The organism is Serratia sp. PGPR-27 (assembly GCF_022678525.1).
GTDB lineage: Bacteria > Pseudomonadota > Gammaproteobacteria > Enterobacterales > Enterobacteriaceae > Serratia > Serratia nematodiphila.
The window spans coordinates 162356-184269 of the sequence record NZ_JALBYS010000002.1 but is presented as its reverse complement, the minus strand read 5'-3'; the positions used below and the strand labels follow the sequence as shown (position 1 = coordinate 184269).

At 60.3% G+C, this 21914-nt stretch carries 19 protein-coding genes; 6 read left to right on the top strand and 13 right to left on the bottom strand.

Annotated elements, in window-relative coordinates:
- Positions 1-152: 152 nt before the first annotated feature.
- A complete protein-coding gene (arcB, locus tag MMS95_RS02190) occupies positions 153-2492 on the bottom strand; it encodes an aerobic respiration two-component sensor histidine kinase ArcB (protein WP_015379167.1) in 2340 nt (779 codons plus the stop codon).
- Positions 2493-2584: 92 nt separating this feature from the next.
- Complete coding sequence (locus MMS95_RS02185; protein ID WP_088381943.1) at positions 2585-3523, bottom strand: TIGR01212 family radical SAM protein; 939 nt, start codon at positions 3521-3523, stop codon at positions 2585-2587.
- A gap of 691 nt (positions 3524-4214) precedes the next feature.
- On the opposite strand from MMS95_RS02185, the gene gltB reads away from it, so the two are divergent.
- From gltB to MMS95_RS02170, 3 genes are all read left to right on the top strand, one after another.
- Complete coding sequence (gene gltB / locus MMS95_RS02180) at positions 4215-8675, top strand: glutamate synthase large subunit (protein WP_015379169.1); 4461 nt, start codon at positions 4215-4217, stop codon at positions 8673-8675.
- A gap of 14 nt (positions 8676-8689) precedes the next feature.
- A complete protein-coding gene (locus MMS95_RS02175) occupies positions 8690-10108 on the top strand; it encodes a glutamate synthase small subunit (RefSeq protein ID WP_015379170.1) in 1419 nt (472 codons plus the stop codon).
- A gap of 165 nt (positions 10109-10273) precedes the next feature.
- The gene (locus MMS95_RS02170) at positions 10274-10753 is read left to right on the top strand and encodes a hypothetical protein (RefSeq protein ID WP_060560354.1); all 480 of its coding nucleotides are present in this window, start codon (positions 10274-10276) and stop codon (positions 10751-10753) included.
- Positions 10754-10817: 64 nt separating this feature from the next.
- On the opposite strand, the gene sspB is transcribed toward MMS95_RS02170, so the two are convergent.
- From sspB to zapE, 5 genes are all read right to left on the bottom strand, one after another.
- Complete coding sequence (gene sspB / locus MMS95_RS02165; protein WP_004937084.1) at positions 10818-11318, bottom strand: ClpXP protease specificity-enhancing factor; 501 nt, start codon at positions 11316-11318, stop codon at positions 10818-10820.
- Between the two features lie 5 nt (positions 11319-11323).
- On the bottom strand, positions 11324-11965 hold the full coding sequence (gene sspA / locus MMS95_RS02160) for a stringent starvation protein SspA (protein WP_004937082.1): 642 nt from the start codon (positions 11963-11965) through the stop codon (positions 11324-11326).
- A 325-nt stretch (positions 11966-12290) separates the two neighbouring features.
- Positions 12291-12683 carry a 30S ribosomal protein S9 gene (rpsI, locus tag MMS95_RS02155; protein ID WP_004937080.1) on the bottom strand — a complete coding sequence of 131 codons (393 nt, stop codon included), beginning with the start codon at positions 12681-12683 and terminating at the stop codon, positions 12291-12293.
- Positions 12684-12698: 15 nt separating this feature from the next.
- The gene (rplM, locus tag MMS95_RS02150; RefSeq protein ID WP_004937079.1) at positions 12699-13127 is read right to left on the bottom strand and encodes a 50S ribosomal protein L13; all 429 of its coding nucleotides are present in this window, start codon (positions 13125-13127) and stop codon (positions 12699-12701) included.
- Positions 13128-13391: 264 nt separating this feature from the next.
- Positions 13392-14519, bottom strand: coding sequence for a cell division protein ZapE (gene zapE, locus MMS95_RS02145; protein WP_242141358.1), 1128 nt, complete (start codon positions 14517-14519; stop codon positions 13392-13394).
- Between the two features lie 231 nt (positions 14520-14750).
- Between zapE and zapG the strand changes: the two genes are divergently transcribed.
- The 3 genes from zapG (at position 14751) to degS (ending at position 17850) form a co-directional block, all read left to right on the top strand.
- A complete protein-coding gene (zapG, locus tag MMS95_RS02140; protein ID WP_004937074.1) occupies positions 14751-15152 on the top strand; it encodes a Z-ring associated protein ZapG in 402 nt (133 codons plus the stop codon).
- Between the two features lie 180 nt (positions 15153-15332).
- A complete protein-coding gene (gene degQ / locus MMS95_RS02135) occupies positions 15333-16703 on the top strand; it encodes a serine endoprotease DegQ (RefSeq protein WP_004937072.1) in 1371 nt (456 codons plus the stop codon).
- Positions 16704-16791: 88 nt separating this feature from the next.
- Entirely contained in the window at positions 16792-17850 is a 1059-nt protein-coding gene (gene degS, locus MMS95_RS02130; protein ID WP_004937070.1) for an outer membrane-stress sensor serine endopeptidase DegS, read from the top strand.
- A 71-nt stretch (positions 17851-17921) separates the two neighbouring features.
- Here the strand turns inward: degS and murA are convergent, their stop codons facing one another.
- The 6 genes from murA to mlaE form a co-directional block, all read right to left on the bottom strand.
- Positions 17922-19181: a UDP-N-acetylglucosamine 1-carboxyvinyltransferase gene (gene murA / locus MMS95_RS02125; protein WP_004937068.1), complete on the bottom strand. Its 1260-nt coding sequence runs from the start codon at positions 19179-19181 to the stop codon at positions 17922-17924.
- Between the two features lie 55 nt (positions 19182-19236).
- A complete protein-coding gene (gene ibaG, locus MMS95_RS02120) occupies positions 19237-19491 on the bottom strand; it encodes a BolA family iron metabolism protein IbaG (protein ID WP_004937066.1) in 255 nt (84 codons plus the stop codon).
- Between the two features lie 140 nt (positions 19492-19631).
- Positions 19632-19934 carry a lipid asymmetry maintenance protein MlaB gene (mlaB, locus tag MMS95_RS02115; RefSeq protein WP_004937064.1) on the bottom strand — a complete coding sequence of 101 codons (303 nt, stop codon included), beginning with the start codon at positions 19932-19934 and terminating at the stop codon, positions 19632-19634.
- A complete protein-coding gene (gene mlaC, locus MMS95_RS02110) occupies positions 19934-20563 on the bottom strand; it encodes a phospholipid-binding protein MlaC (protein ID WP_004937063.1) in 630 nt (209 codons plus the stop codon). Before mlaC ends, mlaB begins: the two co-directional genes overlap by 1 nt.
- A gap of 14 nt (positions 20564-20577) precedes the next feature.
- On the bottom strand, positions 20578-21126 hold the full coding sequence (gene mlaD / locus MMS95_RS02105; protein WP_004937061.1) for an outer membrane lipid asymmetry maintenance protein MlaD: 549 nt from the start codon (positions 21124-21126) through the stop codon (positions 20578-20580).
- A 4-nt stretch (positions 21127-21130) separates the two neighbouring features.
- Positions 21131-21913, bottom strand: coding sequence for a lipid asymmetry maintenance ABC transporter permease subunit MlaE (mlaE, locus tag MMS95_RS02100; RefSeq protein ID WP_085337184.1), 783 nt, complete (start codon positions 21911-21913; stop codon positions 21131-21133).
- Position 21914 lies beyond the last annotated feature (1 nt).

The window sequence follows — 21914 nt, the reverse complement described above, 5'->3', positions numbered from 1 at the left end:
CTAACAAGAGCGCTTACATTTGCTATGTTGTTGGCTGTATGATGTTTAGGAATTCGCAACAACCTGCTCGACCAGAACACTGAAACCAATACGCAGGTTCACAATTTCCCTGGTGTTGGCGCAATATTCGCGCACCCCGGCTTAGGTCGGGGTCATTTTTTTTCAGCGTTCTCAACCCAAGCCCGCAGTACCTGCACGTCGTTGCGCCACTCTTGTTTCAGCTCATCCACCCAATCCTGCACGTTATCCCACCAGGCCGGCAGCGTCGGCGTTTGAATCTGCTGCGCCAGCTGCTGCAGATGGCGCAGACCGACCGAACCGGCGGCGCCCTTGATCTTATGCCCTTCCTCAGTGATGCCTTTCTGATCGCGCGCCGTCATGTTGGAGTCCAGCACCGCCAGATAGCCCGGCATCATCTGTTCGAACATCTCCAGACTTTGGTGGATCAGCTGCGGGCCAACCAGATCCATGTACTGTTCCAGCATCGCGGTATCGAGTAACGACTCATTAATCTGCATCGCCTTGTGCTCCGTTTTCTTTGAAGTGTGAGAAGGTTGATGATCCCAATAGTGTTTGATGACCTTGGTCAGCGCCGGCACCGACAGCGGCTTGCTCAGCACATCGTCCATGCCCGCCTCGAGATACTCTTTTTTGTCTTTCAGCACGTTGGCGGTCAGGGCCACCAGCGGCGGCAGCGCCTGCCCGGCATAGCGCTCGCGCAGCGCCCGGGCGATGTCCAGCCCGGTCATGTCCGGCAGTTGGATGTCCAGCAGCACCAGATCGAACTCGTCCGGATCGAACATCGCCAGCGCGTCGTGGCCGTTCATCGCCACGTCGACGCTGTTGCCCAGCTTCTCCAGCACCGAGCGCGCCACGATCACGTTCAGTTCGATATCTTCCACCAGCAGGATGTGCAGCGCCGGCAACGGCAGCGCCTCTTCCTCCGGCGCCGCGCTGACGGCTTCCTGCACCGCCGGCGCCTTGATGGTTAAGGTAAAGCAAGAACCGTGCCCTTGTTCGCTGCGCACGGTGATGTCGCCGCCCATGCTCTGCGCCAGCCGCTTGGAGACCGCCAGCCCGATGCCGGTGCCGGTGGCCGGGCGGCCGCCGCGCTGATCTTTCACCTGATAATACATGGCGAATATCTTGTCCTGCTCGTCCTGCGGGATGCCCATGCCCGAGTCTTCCACTTCGAACACCAGCTTCTCCTGCGCCTCGCGCCGCACGCGCACCACAATTTGCCCCTGCTGGGTAAATTTCACCGCGTTGCCGATCAGATTCCACAGGATCTGCCGCAGGCGGGTGCCGTCGGTCACGATCTGCTGCGGCAGCGGCGTCTGCGGCTCCATGACGAACTGCAGCCCTTTCGGCTGCGCCAGCAGGCCCGAGAGGTTCTCCAAATCCGCCAGGAAACCGGTGAAGTCCACCGGCTGGTTGTCGAGCTGCACCTTGCGCCGCTCGAGCTTGTCCATTTCGATAATGTCGTTGAAGATATTGCCGAGGGTGATGGCGCTGACGTGGATGGTCTTCAGGTATTTCAGCTGCTCGTCGTTCAGCTCAGTATCGAGCAGAATGCGGCTCAGGCCGACGATGCCGTTAAGCGGCGTACGCAGCTCGTGGCTGATGGTGGAGATAAAGGTAGTCTTCTCCCTGCTGGCGTTCTCCAGCGCGTCCTGGTAGCGCTTACGCTCGGTAATATCGCGGCCGAAGCCCATCAGCCCGTGGCGTTTACCCACCCGGTCGTAAAACGGCACCTTGCGCAGCTCGAAACAGGCCTTGCGGCCGTCGGGATACACCAGCCACTGTTCGTAGGTCAGCGAAACGTTGTGGCGGAACACTTTCTCGTCGGTCTCAATGACCTTTTCAGCGATCTCCTGGCCGTAGACGTCGAACGGCGTCAGGCCGATCAATTGCTTCTCGCTCTTGCCGGTCAACAGCTCCATCGCGCGGTTGCAGCCGGAAAATTCTTTGTCTTCGTTGCGGTAGTAGACCAGATCCGGCGAGGCATCGAGGAAGGAACGCAACAGCGCCGATTGCTGGCCCAGCTCAATCTGCGCCTGCTCGCGCTGCTCCATCTCTTCCGTCAGCTTTTCCATCACCTGCAGGCGCTCTTCTTCCGCCTTGATACGGTCGGCGATCTCCTGATTCAGCTGGCTGATATTGTCTTTGAGCTGCTGATTGAGCTCCAGATCGCGGTGGCGCATCTCTTCCAGCTTGTCCACCAGCCGCGCCAGCCGTTGGCGCGACTCTTCCAACTGTTCCACCACCACCGAGAGAAAATAGACCGCCCACGGGGTGATCAACAGGCCGAAGAAGATCGAACGCACCACGTCGATGCTTTCCACTTCGCCGCGCAGCAGCATGGTCACCGCCATCTGCACCACCATCGCCAGCACCACCAGCGCCGAGGCCAGCAGCAGCGAGAAGCGCACCAACCCCAGTTTCACCATTAAATCAACGTAGTACTGGGCCAACACCCGGATTTGCTTCATAGCGGCTCCCATCAGACACAATCTTTTGAATCATACCGTAAAACAGCGGTGAGATAAGGCGGCAAACGCCGAAGTGTGGCAAAGATTGCACTTCAGAGCGGCATGCCAGGGCGGTAGCGCCGCTTTTCATCCAGCGCGCTGCCCTGCCCGCCGTGCCGTTGCAGATAAGCGCCGACCGCCTGCATGCCGCTCCAGCGGTTTTCGCACCACAGCGGCGCCAGCAGCGTCGGCCGGCGGGCGCTGGCGGAAAGGCGGTGGTACACCACCTCCCCCGGCGTATGGCGGATCATCTCCCCGGCGCTGACGGTGTAATCTTCCAGCGCCAGTTCGGGCAACCGACCGGCCTGCCACGCCCGCGCCAGGGTGCTGCCGGTGACGACGTGCAGCGGGTGCAGCTTGATGCCGTCGACGCCGGTCTCCGTCACCTGCTGCAGCGTGAGCAGATGATCGCGCTGGGTTTCTCCCGGCAGCCCGACGATCAGATGGCAGCACACCTTCAGCCCGCGCTGCCGGGCCAGCCGCGCAGTCTGCTGATAACAGCGAAAATCATGGCCGCGGTTGATGCGCTTCAGTGTTTTATCGTGCGCCGTCTGCAGCCCCAGCTCCAGCCACACCTCATAGCCTTGCTCGCGGTATCCCGTCAGCAGATCCAGCGCGGCGGCCGGCACGCAGTCCGGCCGGGTGCCGACGCACAGGCCGACCATGGCGCTCTGCGCCAACGCCTGCCGATACATCGCCTCCAGCCGTTCAACCTCCGCATAGGTGCTGGTATAGGCCTGGAAATAGGCCAGATAGCGCCGCGCCCGATCGGCCCGCGCGGCCTGCTGCGCCAGCTGTTCGGCGATGCTCTGGCGCTGCATCGCCTCATCGGCGAACGAGGCGACGTTGCAGAACGTACAGCCGCCGCGCCCCAACGTGCCGTCGCGGTTAGGGCAGCCGAATCCGCCGTGCAGCGTGAGTTTATGGATCTTTTCGCCATAGCGGCGCTGGAGATCCGCGCCAAACATATTGACTAATTGCGGCAACTGCATAATCTTGGTGGTTCTCTGTGTTCAAAGCCGCGATGCTAATAAGAAACGGCTTTTCCCGCGATGACAGAGATCAACGCTTTCCCCGCAAGGCGCCACCAGGCATAACTATTCATCATAAATGCAAATCAATTCACTATAATTCTGATGAATTATTCTAATCGTCACGCAACCGTTAACGGCAATATGACAACACGGTGAAAAATAGTCATAAACATCAGCCAAGCAATATTTTATAGAATAAAATTCTGGCATTACCCCTCGCACTAGCATGGTGCAGAGATTAAGGGGTTGCACTATAGTGAGACAGCTCACACTTCTGAGTGGATCGGCGTTGCCCCACGATAGTGCAAAAATGCATTAAAACACTTACTTTTCAAATAAATAAACATCATCAATTCGATAAGAATCTATCTTAAGCCCACATTTGACCTGCGAATTCTTTCTCGCTAAGTTGGAAGTCCGCTGGAAGCTTTCTGGACGGGCAAACGTCTCGTCATATTTATGCAGTAATTGAAGACTCCCTCTTAAAACAAGTCCTATACCACTTGTGAGACCGTCACGAGAGGCCATTGATGGAGGGCGGAAAAGCAGATTGGCGGGGTTAACTTGCTGATTGGACTTCTGCCTGAAATTGGGAAGCCCCCTCGCAGTAGGTTGTGAGAGTCACGCAGAGCCTGGGGAGGTTCACGATATGTTGTACGATAAATCCCAAGAGAGGGACAACTGTGGTTTCGGCCTGATCGCCCACATAGAAGGCGAACCTAGCCACAAGGTGGTGCGCACCGCCATTCACGCGCTGGCCCGCATGCAGCACCGCGGCGCGATCCTCGCCGACGGCAAGACCGGCGACGGCTGCGGCCTGTTGCTGCAAAAACCCGATCGCTTCTTCCGCATGGTGGCGGAAGAGCGCGGCTGGCGTTTGGCCAAAAACTACGCCGTCGGCATGATGTTCCTCAGCCAGAATGAAGAGGAAGCGCGCCTCAGCCGCCGCATCGTGGAAGAAGAGCTGCAAAACGAAACGCTATCGATCGTCGGCTGGCGTGAAGTGCCGACCAACCCGGACGTGCTGGGTGAAATCGCCCTCTCCTCCCTGCCGCGCATCGAGCAAATCTTCGTTAACGCCCCGGCCGGCTGGCGCCCGCGCGATATGGAGCGCCGCCTGTTCGTGGCGCGCCGCCGCATCGAGAAACGGGTGCAGGATGACAGTTTCTACGTCTGCAGCTTCTCCAACCTGGTGACGATCTATAAAGGCCTGTGCATGCCTGCGGATCTGCCGCGCTTCTATCTCGATCTGGCGGACCTGCGCCTGGAATCGGCCATTTGCCTGTTCCACCAGCGCTTTTCCACCAACACCGTGCCGCGCTGGCCGCTGGCTCAGCCGTTCCGCTACCTGGCGCACAACGGCGAAATCAACACCATCACCGGCAACCGCCAGTGGGCGCGCGCCCGTACCTATAAATTCCAAACGCCGCTGATCCCGGATCTGCAGGCCGCCGCGCCGTTCGTCAACGAAACCGGCTCCGACTCCAGCTCGCTGGACAACATGCTGGAGCTGCTGCTGGCGGGCGGGATGGATCTCATCCGCGCCATGCGCCTGCTGGTGCCGCCGGCCTGGCAGAACAACCCGGACATGGACGGCGATCTGCGCGCCTTCTTCGACTTCAACTCGATGCACATGGAGCCGTGGGACGGCCCGGCCGGCATCGTGATGTCCGACGGCCGCTACGCCGCCTGTAACCTCGATCGCAACGGCCTGCGGCCGGCGCGCTATGTGATCACCAAAGACAAGCTGATCACCTGCGCCTCCGAAGTCGGCATCTGGGATTACCAGCCGGATGAAGTGGTGGAAAAAGGCCGCGTCGGCCCCGGCGAGCTGATGGTGATCGACACCCGCAGCGGCCGCATCCTGCACTCGGCGGAAACCGACAACGATCTGAAAAGCCGCCATCCGTATAAAGAGTGGATGGAGAAAAACGTCAAACGTCTGGTGCCGTTCGAAGATCTGCCGGACGATCAGGTCGGCAGCCGCGAGCTCGACGACGCGCAGCTCGAAACCTACCAGAAACAGTTCGGCTACAGCAGCGAAGAGCTGGATCAGGTGATCCGCGTGCTGGGCGAAATTGGCCAGGAAGCCACCGGCTCGATGGGCGACGATACCCCGTTCGCCGTGCTTTCCAGCCGGCCGCGCATCGTTTACGACTATTTCCGCCAGCAGTTCGCGCAGGTCACCAACCCGCCGATCGATCCGCTGCGCGAAGCGCACGTCATGTCGCTGGCCACCAGCATCGGCCGTGAAATGAACGTGTTCTGCGAAGCCGAAGGCCAGGCGCACCGCCTGAGCTTCAAATCGCCGATCCTGCTGTACTCCGATTTCAAACAGCTCACCACGCTGGAAGGCGAATATTATCGCGCCGAGACGCTCGATCTGACCTTCGACCCGCAACAGCAGGATCTGGAGCAGACCATTCGCGCCCTGTGCGACGAAGCGGAACGCAAGGTGCGCGAAGGCGCGGTGCTGTTGGTGCTGTCCGACCGCGCCATCGCGCCCGGCCGCCTGCCGGTACCGGCCCCGATGGCCGTTGGCGCCGTGCAAACCCGGCTGGTGGAGAAAAGCCTGCGCTGCGACGCCAACCTGATCGTTGAAACCGCCAGCGCCCGCGATCCGCACCACTTCGCCGTGCTGCTCGGCTTCGGCGCGACCGCCATCTACCCGTATCTGGCCTATGAAACCCTGGCCAAGCTGGTGGACAGCCAGGCGATCGACAAGAAATACCGCGACGTGATGCTGAACTACCGCAACGGCATCAACAAAGGCCTGTACAAGATCATGTCCAAGATGGGCATCTCGACCATCGCCTCTTACCGCTGTTCCAAGCTGTTCGAAGCGGTCGGCCTGCACCGCGATCTGGCGGACCTGTGCTTCCAGGGCGTGGTCAGCCGCATCGGCGGCGCCAGCTTCAGCGACTTCCAGCAGGATCTGCAGAACCTCTCCAAGCGCGCCTGGCTGAAACGCAAACCGCTGGAGCAAGGCGGCCTGCTGAAGTTCGTGCACGGCGGCGAATACCACGCCTACAACCCGGACGTGGTGAACTCGCTGCAAAAAGCGGTGCACAGCGGCGAGTACAGCGACTACCAGGCCTACGCCAAGCTGGTGAACGAGCGGCCGGTCGCCATGCTGCGCGATCTGCTGGCCATTACGCCGAAAGGTGAACCGATCCCGGTCGATCAGGTCGAGCCGGCGGAGTCGCTGTTCAAACGCTTCGACACCGCGGCGATGTCGATCGGCGCGTTGAGCCCGGAAGCGCACGAGTCGCTGGCGATCGCCATGAACGGCCTCGGCGGCTTCTCCAACTCCGGCGAAGGCGGCGAAGATCCGGCGCGCTACCGCACCAACAAGGTGTCGCGCATCAAACAGGTGGCCTCCGGCCGCTTCGGCGTCACGCCGGCCTACCTGGTGAACGCCGACGTGATCCAGATTAAGGTGGCGCAAGGCGCCAAGCCGGGCGAAGGCGGCCAGTTGCCGGGCGACAAAGTCACCCCGTACATCGCCAGGCTGCGTTACTCGGTGCCGGGCGTGACGCTGATCTCCCCGCCGCCGCACCACGACATCTACTCGATCGAAGATCTCGCGCAGCTGATCTTCGATCTGAAGCAGGTCAACCCGAAGGCGGTGATCTCGGTGAAACTGGTGTCCGAGCCGGGCGTTGGCACCATCGCCACCGGCGTGGCGAAAGCCTATGCCGATCTGATCACCATCGCCGGTTACGACGGCGGCACCGGCGCCAGCCCGCTGTCCTCGGTGAAATATGCCGGCTGCCCATGGGAACTGGGCCTGGTGGAAACCCAGCAGGCGCTGGTGGCCAACGGCCTGCGCCACAAGATCCGCCTGCAGGTGGACGGCGGCCTGAAAACCGGCGTGGACATCGTCAAAGCGGCGATCCTGGGCGCGGAAAGCTTCGGCTTCGGCACCGGGCCGATGGTGGCGCTGGGCTGCAAATACCTGCGCATCTGCCACCTCAACAACTGCGCGACCGGCGTTGCGACTCAGGACGACAAGCTGCGCCGCGATCATTACCACGGCCTGCCGGAACGCGTGACGAATTACTTCCAGTTTATCGCGCGTGAGACCCGCGAGATCATGGCCCAGCTGGGCGTGAGCCAACTGGTGGATCTGATCGGCCGCACCGAATTCCTGACCGAGCTGGACGGCATTTCCGCCAAGCAGAACAAGCTGGATCTGTCGCCGTTGCTGACAACCGCCACGCCGCATCCGGGCAAAGCGGTGTACTGTACCGAAAGCAGCAACCCGGCGTTCGACAAGGGTCTGCTGAACAAAGAGTTGCTGGCGCAGGCGCAGCCGTACATCGAAGCGAAGCAGGGTAAAACCTTCTACTTCGACATTCGCAACACCGACCGCTCCGTGGGCGCCATGCTGTCCGGCGCGATCGCCAACGTACACGGCGATCAGGGGATGGCAGGCGATCCGATCAAGGCGCACTTCTCCGGCACCGCCGGGCAGAGCTTCGGCGTCTGGAACGCCGGTGGCGTCGAGCTGACCCTGACCGGCGACGCCAACGACTATGTCGGCAAAGGCATGGCCGGCGGCAGCATCGCGGTGCGTCCGCCGATCGGCTCCGCCTTCCGCAGCCATGAAGCCAGCATCGTCGGCAACACCTGCCTGTACGGCGCCACCGGCGGCAAGCTGTTCGCCGCCGGCCGCGCGGGCGAACGCTTCGCGGTGCGCAACTCCGGCGCCATCACCGTGGTGGAAGGCATCGGCGACAACGGCTGCGAATACATGACCGGCGGCATCGTCTGCGTGCTGGGTAAAACCGGCATCAACTTCGGTGCCGGCATGACCGGCGGCTTCGCCTACGTGCTGGACGAAGACGGCGAGTTCCGCAAGCGCGTAAACCCGGAGCTGGTGGAAGTGCTGGATGTCGATCAGCTGGCGATCCATGAGGAGCACCTGCGCGGCCTGATCACCGAACACGTGCAGGCGACCGGCTCTTCCCGCGCGGAAGAGATCCTGGCCAACTGGCCGGAGTGGGCGCCGAAGTTCGCCCTGGTCAAACCGAAGTCCAGCGATGTCAAAGCGCTGTTGGGTCACCGTAGCCGTTCCGCAGCCGAGCTGCGGGTGCAGGCGCAGTAAGAGGTAGGTCATTAATGAGCCAGAACGTTTATCAATTTATCGACCTGCAGCGTGTTGATCCGCCAAAGAAACCGCTGAAGATCCGCAAAATCGAGTTCGTCGAGATCTACGAACCGTTTTCGGAAACCCAGGCCAAGGCCCAGGCGGACCGCTGTCTGTCCTGCGGCAACCCGTACTGCGAGTGGAAGTGCCCGGTGCACAACTACATCCCGAACTGGCTGAAACTGGCCAATGAAGGCCGCATCATGGAAGCGGCGGACCTGGCGCATCAGACCAACAGCCTGCCGGAAGTGTGCGGCCGCGTATGCCCGCAGGATCGCCTGTGCGAAGGCTCCTGCACCCTGAACGACGAGTTCGGCGCGGTCACCATCGGCAATATCGAGCGCTACATCAGCGATAAGGCCATCGAAATGGGCTGGAAGCCGGACATGTCGCACGTGCAGCCGACCGGCAAGCGCGTGGCGATCGTCGGTGCCGGGCCTGCCGGGCTGGCCTGCGCCGACGTGCTGACCCGCAATGGCGTCAAGGCGGTCGTATACGATCGTCATCCGGAGATCGGCGGCCTGCTGACCTTCGGCATCCCGGCTTTCAAGCTGGAAAAGGAAGTGATGGTCAAACGCCGCGGCATCTTCAGCGAGATGGGCATCGAGTTCCAGTTGAACACCGAAGTGGGTAAAGACGTCAGCATGGAGACCTTGCTGAGCGAGTACGATGCGGTGTTCCTCGGCGTCGGCACCTATCAGTCGATGCGCGGCGGCCTGGAGAATGAGGAGGCGCAGGGCGTGTACGACGCGCTGCCGTTCCTGATCGCCAACACCAAGCAGCTGATGGGGTATGAAACCGAGCAGCACGAGCCTTACGTCAGCATGGAAGGCAAACGGGTGGTGGTGCTGGGCGGCGGCGATACCGCCATGGACTGCGTGCGTACCTCGGTGCGTCAGGGCGCAACGCAGGTCATCTGCGCCTACCGCCGCGACGAAGCCAACATGCCGGGCTCCAAGCGCGAAGTGAAGAACGCCCGGGAAGAAGGAGTGGACTTCCAGTTCAACCTGCAGCCGCTGAGCATCGAACTGAACAGCGCCGGCCGCGTGGCCGGAGTGAAAATGGTACGCACTCAGCTGGGCGCGCCGGATGCCAACGGCCGTCAGACGGCGGAGCAGGTGCCGGGTTCCGAACACGTGATCGACGCGGATGCGGTGGTGATGGCGTTCGGTTTCCGCCCACACCGCATGGACTGGCTGGCGGCGCACGACGTGCAGCTGGATAAACAGGGCCGCATCCTGGCGCCGGAAGGCAGCGACAACGCGTTCCAAACCAGCAACCCGAAAATCTTCGCCGGTGGTGACGCAGTGCGCGGATCTGACCTGGTAGTGACGGCGATCGCCGAAGGCCGCAAAGCGGCAGACGGCATCATGAACTACCTGGAAGTGTAAACCTTCCGTACCATCAGAGGCCCGGCATATTGCCGGGCCTCTGTTTTTAGCCTGCCACGCTTTGTAACAACCTCCCCGCTCCTCACCGCCTCAACGCGCTATAGTATTGAGTTAGCACCATTGCGGGGCGCGGCTGCGCCTGACACCGAGATAAGGATAGCGAACATGAAATGCTCCATTTCCCTGTTGGCCGGCGCGCTGCTGGCCGTCAGTTTCAGCGCTTCAGCCATGGCGCTGGATTCGCAGGAGGTTGGTTACAATATCGAAGCGCGCGGCGCACGGCCGGTCGTGGCGCAGTTGGGCAAGGCCGGGCAGTTCGGCGCCGTGGAAAACAGCATCCGGCTGGGGGACGACAGCTGGATTGCCCTGGCGCCCAAGTTGGCCGGCGGCGGCAATGCCGGCTTTACCGCCGGCATCAAATCGGCCCTCTCCGCAGCCCTGATCTACAATCCGGCGGCGGTGTTGCAGGCGCTCAACAAAGGCAACGATCTGCCGCTCAATGACATTTGTACCGCCCCGCCGGAAGTGCAAGGCGATACCGCCATCACCAATTTCCGTGAGCGCGCAACCCACGCCCTATCTACCGTACGCGTAGGCGATCTCAGCGCGCCGCGCGACGCCTGCATTGCCGCGTTGAAAGGCTGACCCGCTTCTGCCGGGCAAAAAAAAAGCACCCCCATGGGGTGCTTTTTCTTTTGTTCTCACGGGGTTATTTCACCACGCGCAGCGCCGGGCGGCCACCGCGCGGCGGCTGCGGCGGTTCGTCATCCGGACCGTTGTCTTCCGCGGTATCCGGGCGATCGCCGTCGATCACTGACATCAGGGTTTCCGAAGGGATCGTCTCATTGTCCAGACCTTCGAACACGCCTTCGCTCTCGTCGTAGGCGGCTTCCGGTTCGAACATCGTGCCGGCGCCGTTTTCACGCGCATAGATCGCCAGCACGGCGGCCATCGGCACCGAAACCTGACGCGGCACGCCGCCGAAGCGCGCGTTGAACTGCACGTCTTCGTTACCCAACGCCAGGTTGCCTACCGCGCGCGGCGCGATATTCAGCACGATCTGGCCGTCACGCGCGAACTCCATCGGCACCTGCACGTCCGGGCGAGTCACGTCGACCACCAGGTGCGGCGTCAGTTGGTTATCCAGCAGCCAGTCGTAGAACGCCCGCAGCAGATACGGGCGACGCGGCGTCATCTGAGACATGTCCATCGCGCTTAGCCCCGGGTCTGCAGGCGCATTTCACGCTCGGCTTCGGTCAGGGAAGCCAGGAAGGCGTCGCGTTCGAAGACGCGGGTCATGTAGCCTTTCAGCTCTTTGGAACCGGCACCGCTCAATTCGATGCCCAACTGCGGCAGACGCCACAACAACGGCGCCAGGTAGCAATCCACCAGGCTGAACTCTTCGCTCATGAAATACGGCGCCTGACCGAAGATAGGCGCGATCGCCAGCAACTCTTCGCGCAGTTGGCGACGGGCGGATTCCGCTTCCTGGCCGCTGCTCTTCTCGATCTTGTCCATCAGCGAGTACCAGTTCTTCTCGATGCGCAGCATCATCAGACGGCTCTCACCACGGGCAACCGGGTAAACCGGCATCAGCGGCGGGTGCGGGAAACGCTCATCCAGATATTCCATGATGATGCGGGATTCATACAGGGTCAGTTCGCGATCGACCAGCGTAGGCACCGTCTGGTAAGGGTTGAGGTCAATCAGATCTTGCGGCAGGTTATCCATTTCGACCTGCTCGATCTCGACGCTGACACCTTTCTCCGCCAGTACGATACGTACTTGATGGCTAAAAATGTCGGTCGGGCCAGAGAACAGCGTCATTACCGAACGTTTGTTGGCAGCGACAGCCATGAAAACCTCCAAGTTATCTAGAAAATACTGCGAATAGCCAACTGACAGGCTGCTATCCTGAATAATCTTGCCGCAGGCCGGCAGCACGCAGCGCGACCCGAGCCCATAAAAAACCGGCCCAGGAGGTCAACTGCACGGCGAACAGGCGCAAAAGTGGATGATAGTTTACCAGATTCTGCTTGTTTTGTGGGGGCGGTGCGGCGAATTCATGTTGAATTGTCTGATATGCCACAGATTTTAGTCGGGGACGGCGGATTTCAGGCGTAAAAAAACCCGGTGAAGCACCGGGTTTTTTGCGTAAATCGCACTGCCGAAGCAGCGAAAATTAACGCTTGGAGAACTGCGGACGACGACGTGCTTTACGCAGACCGACTTTCTTACGTTCAACCTGACGAGCGTCACGGGTGACGAAGCCAGCTTTACGCAGTTCAGAACGCAGAGTCTCATCGTATTCCATCAGTGCACGGGTGATACCGTGACGGATAGCGCCAGCTTGACCGGAGATACCACCACCTTTAACGGTGATGTACAGGTCCAGTTTGCCAACCATGTCGACCAGTTCCAGCGGCTGACGAACTACCATGCGGGCAGTTTCGCGACCGAAGTACTGTTCCAGGCTGCGCTGGTTGATAACGATGTTACCGTTGCCCGGCTTGATGAAGACGCGAGCGGCGGAGCTTTTGCGGCGACCAGTGCCGTAGTATTGATTTTCAGCCATTGCCATTAATCCCGATTAAATGTCCAGAACTTGCGGTTGCTGTGCCGCGTGATTGTGCTCGGTGCCCGCGTAAACTTTCAGTTTACGGAACATAGCACGACCCAGCGGGCCCTTTGGCAGCATGCCTTTAACCGCGATTTCAATCACGCGCTCAGGACGGCGGGCAATCATCTCTTCAAAGGTCGCTTGCTTGATACCACCGATGTGGCCGGTGTGGTGGTAGTACACTTTGTCTGTACGCTTGTTGCCGGTTACAGCAACTTTGTCAGCGTTCAGAACGATGATGTAATCACCGGTATCCACGTGCGGGGTGTATTCCGCTTTATGCTTGCCGCGCAGGCGACGAGCCAGTTCAGTAGCGAGACGGCCTAAAGTTTTACCATCTGCATCAACAACGTACCAGTCGCGTTTTACGGTTTCTGGTTTAGCTGTAAAAGTTTTCATTAGAAAGCTTACCCAATAATTAGTTACACGTTGGTGAACACCCAAACGCTCGAAAACAGTTGAGGCTCACACGACCATACAAGTCCAGCAAACCTACCCCTTCGAATAGCCATTGCCGGCACTATAAAGTTTTTGGGAAAAAAAACTTTGTTGTAACGTGGGGTCGCAAGATTATAGAGAAGTCGCTCACAAAGATCGAACGGTTTTTGAATGGAAAATAAATTTATCGCCGGCGGCGGACAACCGGCGATAGGCCCGGCGGGCTCAGGGCAGATGCGGCAGCTTGAGGTACTCTTCGCTCTGCATTTCCTGCAGGCGCGACAGGCAGCGCTGGAATTCAAATTTCAGCTGCACCCCCTGATAGATCTCGAACATCGACGCTTCGGCGCCGATCACCAGCTTGATGTGACGCTCGTAAAATTCATCCACCAGCGCCAGGAAACGGCGCGCGGTATTCTCTTTCAGCGGCCCCATCACCTGCACATTATACAGGATCACGCTGTGATACAGCCGCGACAGCGCAATGTAGTCCAGCTGGCTGCGCGCCTCTTCGCACAGCGTGTGGAAATCCACCGCCAGCACGCCGTCCACCGAACGGATCGCCTGCAGCGGCCGATGGTTGATCTGCAGCACCGGCGCGTCCTCCCCCGCCTTGCCCGCCAGCTTGACGAACATCCGATCCAGCGCCTCGCGCGTCTGGTCGTTCAGCGGTGTCAGGTAGAGGTGCGCCTGGGTCAGGGTGCGCAGACGATAGTCGATGCCGGCGTCGACGTTCATTACGTCGCAGTACTCGTTGATCAGATCGATGGCCGGCAGGAAACGCGCCCGCTGCAGGCCGTTGCGGTACAGATCGTCCGGCGGGATGTTCGACGTGGCCACCAGCGTGATGCCCCGGGCGAACAGCGCCTGCAGCAGCGTGGCCAGCAGCATGGCGTCGGTGATGTCGGAGACGAAGAACTCGTCGAAGCACAATACGTCGGTCTCGGCCTTGAAGCCGTCGGCGACGATGTCCAGCGGGTTTTCCCGTCCCTGCAACTCGGTCAGCTCTTCATGCACCCGCAGCATGAAGCGGTGGAAGTGCAGGCGCATTTTGCGATCGCCCGGCAGACTGTGGAAGAACATGTCCATCAGCCAGGTTTTGCCGCGCCCGACGCCGCCCCACATGTACAGCCCCTGCACCGGGCGCTGCGGCGCCGTTTCGCCGCCCTTGCCCAGCAAACGGCTGAGCTTGCCGCGCAGCCCGCCGGCCGGCGCGCTCGCCGCCGGCTTTTGCAACAGAGCCTGATAAATGCGATCCAGTTGAGTGACGGCCCGGCGTTGAACCTCATCGGCCTGATACTCCCCCGCTTCCAGCGCCTGCTGGTAGCGAGATAACGGTGATAGTGCCTGCATCTGTTCGATGTTCCCTAAGAACGCTTAGAAATTATTTAGCCAACGTTGGCGGCAAGTTGATGCCGATTCGCACCGTTATCGCCACAAATGCCCGCTGCGGGCGCCGCTGAAAACCCTGTAAAAATTAGGTGGAAGCGCATCAGGATTCCACTCGGACAAGGTTAACGGTTATAGTGGATATTATTAAGTGAAAAATCCCTGCGGAACAACGAAGTCAAAATAGGAGTCATCATGACCTGGGAGTATGCGCTGATTGGTTTGGTCGTCGGTATCGTGATTGGTGCGGTGGCGATGCGTTTTGGCAACCGTAAATTACGTCAACAACAAGTCCTGCAGAACGAGCTGGACAAGAGCAAAACCGAGCTGGAAGAGTACCGTCAGGAGCTGGTCGGCCACTTTGCCCGCAGCGCCGAGCTGCTGGACAACATGGCGCGCGATTATCGCCAGCTGTATCAGCACATGGCGAAAAGCTCCAACAACCTGCTGCCGGATCTGCCGATGCAGGAGAACCCGTTCCGCTATCGCCTGACCGAAGCGGAAGCGGACAACGATCAGGCGCCGGTGGAAATGCCGCGCGACTACTCTGAAGGGGCCTCCGGCCTGCTGCGCGGTCAAAGCGCACGCCGCGACTGATATTCCTTCTTCGCCCGCGGGGCCTCCCGCGGGTTTAATCCCGTTTGTGCCATATTGACCTTCCTTCGCATTACCTTTACTGAACTTTGCACGCAAATTCACGGTCTTACCCTTCACTATGACAAGGCGATTGCCTTATCATCAAATTTTCATCGGCAGGTATTGAGAGAGTTATCATCAATGAAGAAAAAGTCGTTAATTCTTAGTGCATTGGCAATGAGCCTCGGTCTGGCGCTCAGCGCCGCACCGGCGGCCAACGCGGCCCTGCCCGTCGCCGTGCAGGGGCAGCCGCTGCCGAGCCTGGCGCCGATGCTGGAAAAAGTCTTGCCCGCCGTCGTGAGCGTGCATGTCGCTGGCACCCAGGTGCAGCGTCAACAGTTGCCGGAAGAGTTCAGACGCTTCTTCGGCCCCAACTTCCCCGGTCAACAGCAGAGTTCCCGCCCGTTTGAGGGGTTGGGCTCCGGCGTGATCATCGACGCCGCCAAGGGCTACGTGCTGACCAACAACCACGTCATCAACAACGCCGATAAAATCCGCGTACAGTTGAACGACGGCCGTGAGCTGGACGCCAAGCTGGTCGGGCGCGATGAACAGTCCGACATCGCCCTGCTGCAGCTCAGCGATACCAAAAACCTGACCGCCATCAAGATGGCCGATTCCGACCAACTGCGCGTCGGCGACTTCGCCGTGGCGGTCGGCAACCCGTTCGGCCTGGGCCAAACCGCCACCTCCGGCATCATCTCGGCGCTGGGCCGCACCGGCCTGAATCTGGAAGGGCTGGAAAACTTCATTCAGACCGATGCCTCCATCAACCGCGGCAACTCCGGTGGCGCGCTGGTTAACCTGAACGGCGAACTGATCGGCATCAATACCGCCATTCTGGCGCCGAGCGGCGGCAACGTCGGCATCGGCTTCGCCATTCCGAGCAATATGGCGCAGAACCTGAGCCAGCAGCTGATCGAATTCGGCGAAGTGAAACGCGGCCTGCTTGGCATCAAGGGCAGTGAAATGACCCCGGACATGGCCAAAGCCTTCAACACCGACGCGCAGCGCGGCGCCTTCGTCAGCGAAGTGTTGCCGAAATCCGCCGCCGCCAAGGCCGGCATCAAAGCCGGGGATATTCTGGTTTCCGTCGACGGCAAACCGGTGAACAGCTTTGCCGAACTGCGCGCCAAGGTCGGCACCACCGCACCGGGCAAAACCCTCAAGGTAGGCCTGCTGCGCGACGGTAAACCGCAGGAAGTCTCGGTCACGCTGGACAACAGCGAGAGCGCCTCGACCAATGCCGAAACGCTGTCGCCGGCGCTGCAGGGGGTATCCCTCAGCAACGGCGCGCTGCCGAGCGGCGACAAGGGCGTGAAGGTGGAGAACGTGGATAAAGGCTCGACGGCGGCGCAAATCGGCCTGCAAAAAGGCGACGTGATCATCGGCGTCAACCGCCAGCGCGTGGACAGTATCACCGCGCTGCGCAAGGTGCTGGAAGCCAAGCCACCGGTGATGGCGCTCAATATCGTGCGCGGTAACGAAACCATTTATCTGCTGCTGCGTTAATTTGTGCAAAAACCGGGCTCGGTGACATACTGCGCCCGGTTAACTCATGCTATCCTCCGAACATCGTTCACCACACCACGAAAACTCCATGTTTGCTAAGCTCTTGCGTTCTGTCGTTATCGGTCTCATCGTTGCCGGCCTTCTGTTGGCCGCCCTGCCCATGCTGCGCTCTTCCAACGGCCTGTTTGCAGAGAAAACCGAGAATACCAGCGACGAAACGCCGGTGAGCTACAACAAGGCGGTGCGCCGCGCCGCCCCTGCCGTGGTGAACATCTACAACCGCAACCTGAACGGCGCCGCCAACGTGCTGTCGCTCGGTTCCGGCGTGATCATGAACGAACGCGGCTACATCATCACCAACCGCCACGTGATCAAAGACGCTCAGCAGATCACCGTGGTGTTGCAGGATGGCCGCCGCTATGAAGCGCTGCTGGTCGGCTCCGACGGCCTGACCGACCTGGCGGTGCTGAAGATCGATCCCGGCAACCTGCCGGTGATCCCGACCAATAAAAATCGCGTTGCCCACGTCGGCGACGTGGTGCTGGCGATCGGCAACCCCTATAACCTGGGGCAAACCGTGACTCAGGGCATCCTCAGCGCTACCGGGCGCATCAGTATGAGCACCACCGGCCGGCAGACGTTCCTGCAGACCGACGCCTCAATCAACCGCGGCAACTCCGGCGGCGCGCTGGTCAACTCGCTGGGTGAGCTGATCGGTATCAACACCCTGACCTATGACAAAATCACCGACGGCGAAACGCCGGAAGGACTGGGCTTTGCGATCCCGATCGAACTGGCTACCAAAATCATGGACAAGCTGATCCGCGACGGCCGCGTTATCCGCGGCTATTTCGGCATTCAGGGCAAAGAGATCATTCCGCTGCGCCCCTCCAATTCCGGCATCGATCGCCTGCAGGGCATCATCGTGACCGAGATTACGCCGAACGGCCCGGCGAGCAACGCCGGCTTCCAGATCAACGACATCATCATCAACGTGGATAACAAACCGGCGGTATCCGTGCTGGAAACCATGGACCAGGTGGCGGAGATCAGGCCGGGCACCGAGATACCGGTTATCGTGCTGCGCGACGGCAAACGCATTACGTTGAAAATGACGGTGGGTGAATTCCCGGAAGACAGCAATTAAAAAAGGGCCGGCATTGATAGCCGGCCCTTTGCTATTCATCCTGCCGACGCAGCCGCGCCGGCGCTAATGGCTTACTCGCCTTTCACGCGCTCGATGTTCGCACCCAGCGCGCGCAGCTTGTCTTCAATACGCTCATAGCCGCGATCGATGTGATAGATGCGATCGACAACGGTCACGCCGTCGGCGATGCAGCCGGCGATCACCAGGCTGGCGGAAGCGCGCAGATCGGTCGCCATCACCTGAGCGCCGGACAGCTGTTCAACGCCATGACAGATCACGGTGTTGCTCTCGATCTCCGCATGCGCGCCCATGCGGATCAATTCCGGCACGTGCATGAAGCGGTTTTCGAAGATGGTCTCGGTGATGACGCCGGTGCCTTCCGCCACCAGGTTCAGCAGGCTGAACTGGGCCTGCATGTCGGTCGGGAACCCCGGGTGCGGCGCGGTGCGCACGGTGACCGCTTTCGGGCGTTTGCCGTGCATGTCCAGGCTGATCCAGTCTTCGCCCACTTCGATATCGGCACCGGCTTCGCGCAGCTTGGCCAGCACCGCATCCAGCGTGTCCGGACGGGTGTTGCGGCACATCACTTTGCCGCCGGAAACCGCGGCGGCGATCAGGAAGGTGCCGGTCTCGATGCGGTCAGGCAGCACGCGGTACACGCCGCCGCCCAGACGCTCGACGCCCTCGATGGTGATCTTGTCGCTGCCTGCGCCGCTGATCTTCGCGCCCAGCGTGTTGAGGAAGTTGGCGGTATCGACAATTTCCGGCTCACGCGCGGCGTTTTCGATAACGGTGGTGCCGGTCGCCAGGGTCGCGGCGCTCATGATGGTCACGGTCGCGCCCACGCTCACCTTGTCCATGACGATGTGCGCGCCCTTCAGGCGGCCCTCGACGGACGCCTTGACGTAGCCTTCTTCCAGCTTGATCTCGGCGCCCAACTGCTCCAGGCCGGTGATGTGCAGATCGACCGGACGCGCGCCAATCGCGCAGCCGCCCGGCAGGGAAACCTGACCGCGGCCGAAACGCGCCACCAGCGGCCCCAGCGCCCAAATGGAAGCGCGCATGGTTTTCACCAGATCGTAAGGGGCGCAAAACTCGTTCACGCCGCTGGCGTCCACGAAGACCGAACCGTTGCGCTCAATCTTGGTACCCAACTGGTTGAGTAGTTTAATGGTGGTGTCGATGTCCTTCAGCTTAGGGACATTCTGCAGCTCGACCGGCTCTTCCGCCAACAGGGCGGCGAACAGGATCGGCAGGGCGGCGTTTTTGGCCCCGGAAATAGACACTTCACCGCTCAGGCGGGTCCGACCCTGCACACGAAATTTATCCATCTGACTACTCTCTGTTATCTAATCTGAAGCTGCCCGCCCGGCAGGGCAAACAGCCTTAAAATCCGTTGAGTTTGCGGTCTCGCTGCCACTCTTCAGGGGTGTACGCCTTAATAGACAAGGCATGAATGCGGTTGTCCGCAATGTATTCCATCAGCGGTGCGTAAACCGTCTGCTGTTTTTTGACGCGGCTCATGCCGGCGAACAGTTCACCGACCACGATCGCCTGAAAATGGCTACCGTCGCCCGTCACATGTACTTCATCCAGTGCCAATGCCTGCATCAGCACGTCTTTAATCTCGTTGGTTTCCATAGTATCCAGTTCTGCCGCTAAAGGATCATAAACAGCCTAGTATCTTAGTGGAATACGATGTTTTCTTAAACTAAAGAAAAAGCCCCTGCATAACAGGGGCTTTGTATCGTTTTACCACGCAAGAGCGGCGTAAAACGCCGCTAACCGGCGGTATCGACAGGCATTATCGCCTGCAGGTTGTAGAGCGCGATCAGCGTTTTCAGGCGCTCGGTAGCGCCGAAAATTTTCAGCGCTACGCCGCGTTGGCGCTGCTCTTCCTGCAGATGCAGCAACAGCGCCAGCCCGGCGGAGTCCACGCGCTGCAGTTGCGCCACGTCGATCGCGGTTTTATCCGCCATCAGCGCGGCGCGCTGCCGCCACAGCGGCTGCAGCGTTTCCCGGTCCAGTTCACCGCGCAGGATCAGCGTCTGCCGCTCTGATTCGAAGCTGAGCGCTGCCGACATCAGTTTTTCTTGTCCAGCGTGATAGGCTGCGCGGCGGCGGCCTGCAGCTGCTTGGTCAGGCCGTCGATGCCCTGAGTACGCAGCGTAGACGCCCACTCATTTTGCTTGGTGGTGATCATGCTGACGCCTTCGGCGATCATGTCATACGCCTGCCAGTAGCCGGTTTTGCTGTTCTTGCGCCATTGGAAATCCAGACGCACCGGCGGGCGGCCGCCGTTGTCGATGATGGTGACGCGAATAGCCACGATGTCGGCATTGCCCAGCGGCTGTTCAGGCGCGATCTGGTAAGTCTGGCCGTGATACATCGCCAGCGCCTGGCCGTAAGCCTGCTCCAGGTAAGCCTGGAAGGCGGTGAAGTAAGCTTCGCGCTGCGCAGGCGTTGCCTCTTTGTAGTAACGCCCCAGCACCAGCGCGCCGGCGTATTTCACCTGCACGAACGGCATCAGTTCCTGATGCACGATGGCACGCAGGTAGTTCGGGTCCTGCTTGATCTTCGGCTGTTCGTTCTTCAAACGGCTGAAAGTCTTCTGCGCCGCTTCTTGCATCATGCTGTAGGGATTGGTTTGGTCGGCTGCGCTCGCCAGCGGTGCAACCACCAGCAGAGCCACCATCAGTAAACGTTTAAACATGCAGGTATCCTCTCTTAATGATTTGGAACAGCGGGTTGCGGTGCGGCGCCGGCAGCCGGCTCAGCGGCCGCGTCTCCCGATTTGGCGCTGTCCTGACCGCCGCTTTTATACAGGAACTGGCCGATTAGGTCTTCCAGAACCATGGCTGATTTGGTGTCCTGAATGGTGCCGCCATCTTTCAGGATGGTGGTGCCCATATCAGGATCTTCAAAGCCCACGTTAAGCGCCAGATATTGCTCGCCCAGCAGGCCGGAGGTGCGGATCGCCAGCGAGCTGGTATCCGGGATTTGGTCGTACTTTTTCTGGATATCCAGCGCTACGCGCGGCGTGTAGGTTTTCGAATCGAGTTCGATGTCCGCCACGCGGCCGATCACCACGCCGCCAATTTTCACCGGCGAACGCGGTTTCAGGCCGCCGATGTTGTCGAACGTCGCGTAAATGCGGTAGGTCGGCTCGCTGCCGATCGATTTAAGGTTCGCCACCTGCAGGCAGATAAACACGATGGCGCACAGCGCGATCAGCATAAATGCCCCAACCCAGATTTCACTCTTCTTCGTTTGCATCGAATCAATTCCCAAACATCAGTGCGGTCAGCACGAAATCCAATCCCAACACCGCCAGTGACGAATGCACCACGGTACGCGTCGTCGCCCGGCTAATCCCTTCAGAGGTAGGCACGGCGTCGTACCCATTGAAAATGGCAATCCAGGTTACGGTAATGGCGAATACCACGCTTTTGATCAGGCAGTTGAGCAGATCTTTTTTCCACTCCACGGCGCCCTGCATCGCCGACCAGAAGAAGCCGCTGTCGATGCCCTTCCAGTCCACGCCGACCACCGAACCGCCCCAAATGCCGATCGCCACGAAGATGATGGTCAGCAGCGGCATGCTGATAAACCCGGCCCAGAAGCGCGGCGCCACGATGCGCCGCAGCGGATCGACCGCCATCATTTCCAGGCTGGAGATCTGCTCCGTCGCCTTCATCAGGCCGATTTCCGCCGTGAGTGCGGAACCGGCGCGGCCGGCGAACAGCAGCGCCGTGACCACCGGCCCCAGCTCGCGCAGCAGCGACAGCGCCACCATCATGCCAAGGCTGGCCTCGGCGCTGTAAGTGGTGAGCACGATATAGCCCTGCAGGCCCAGCACCATGCCGATAAACAGCCCGGAGACCATGATGATCAGCAGCGACTGCACGCCGACGCTGTAGAGCTGTTTCAACAATAGCGGCCACTGCTTGCCGGGTTCCGGCCGGCCAATCAACGCGTTGAACAGCATCAACCCGGCGCGGCCGAAGCTGGCGCTGGTGTTGATGCCACTGCGCCCCAACGACGCTAACGCTCTTAATAACATG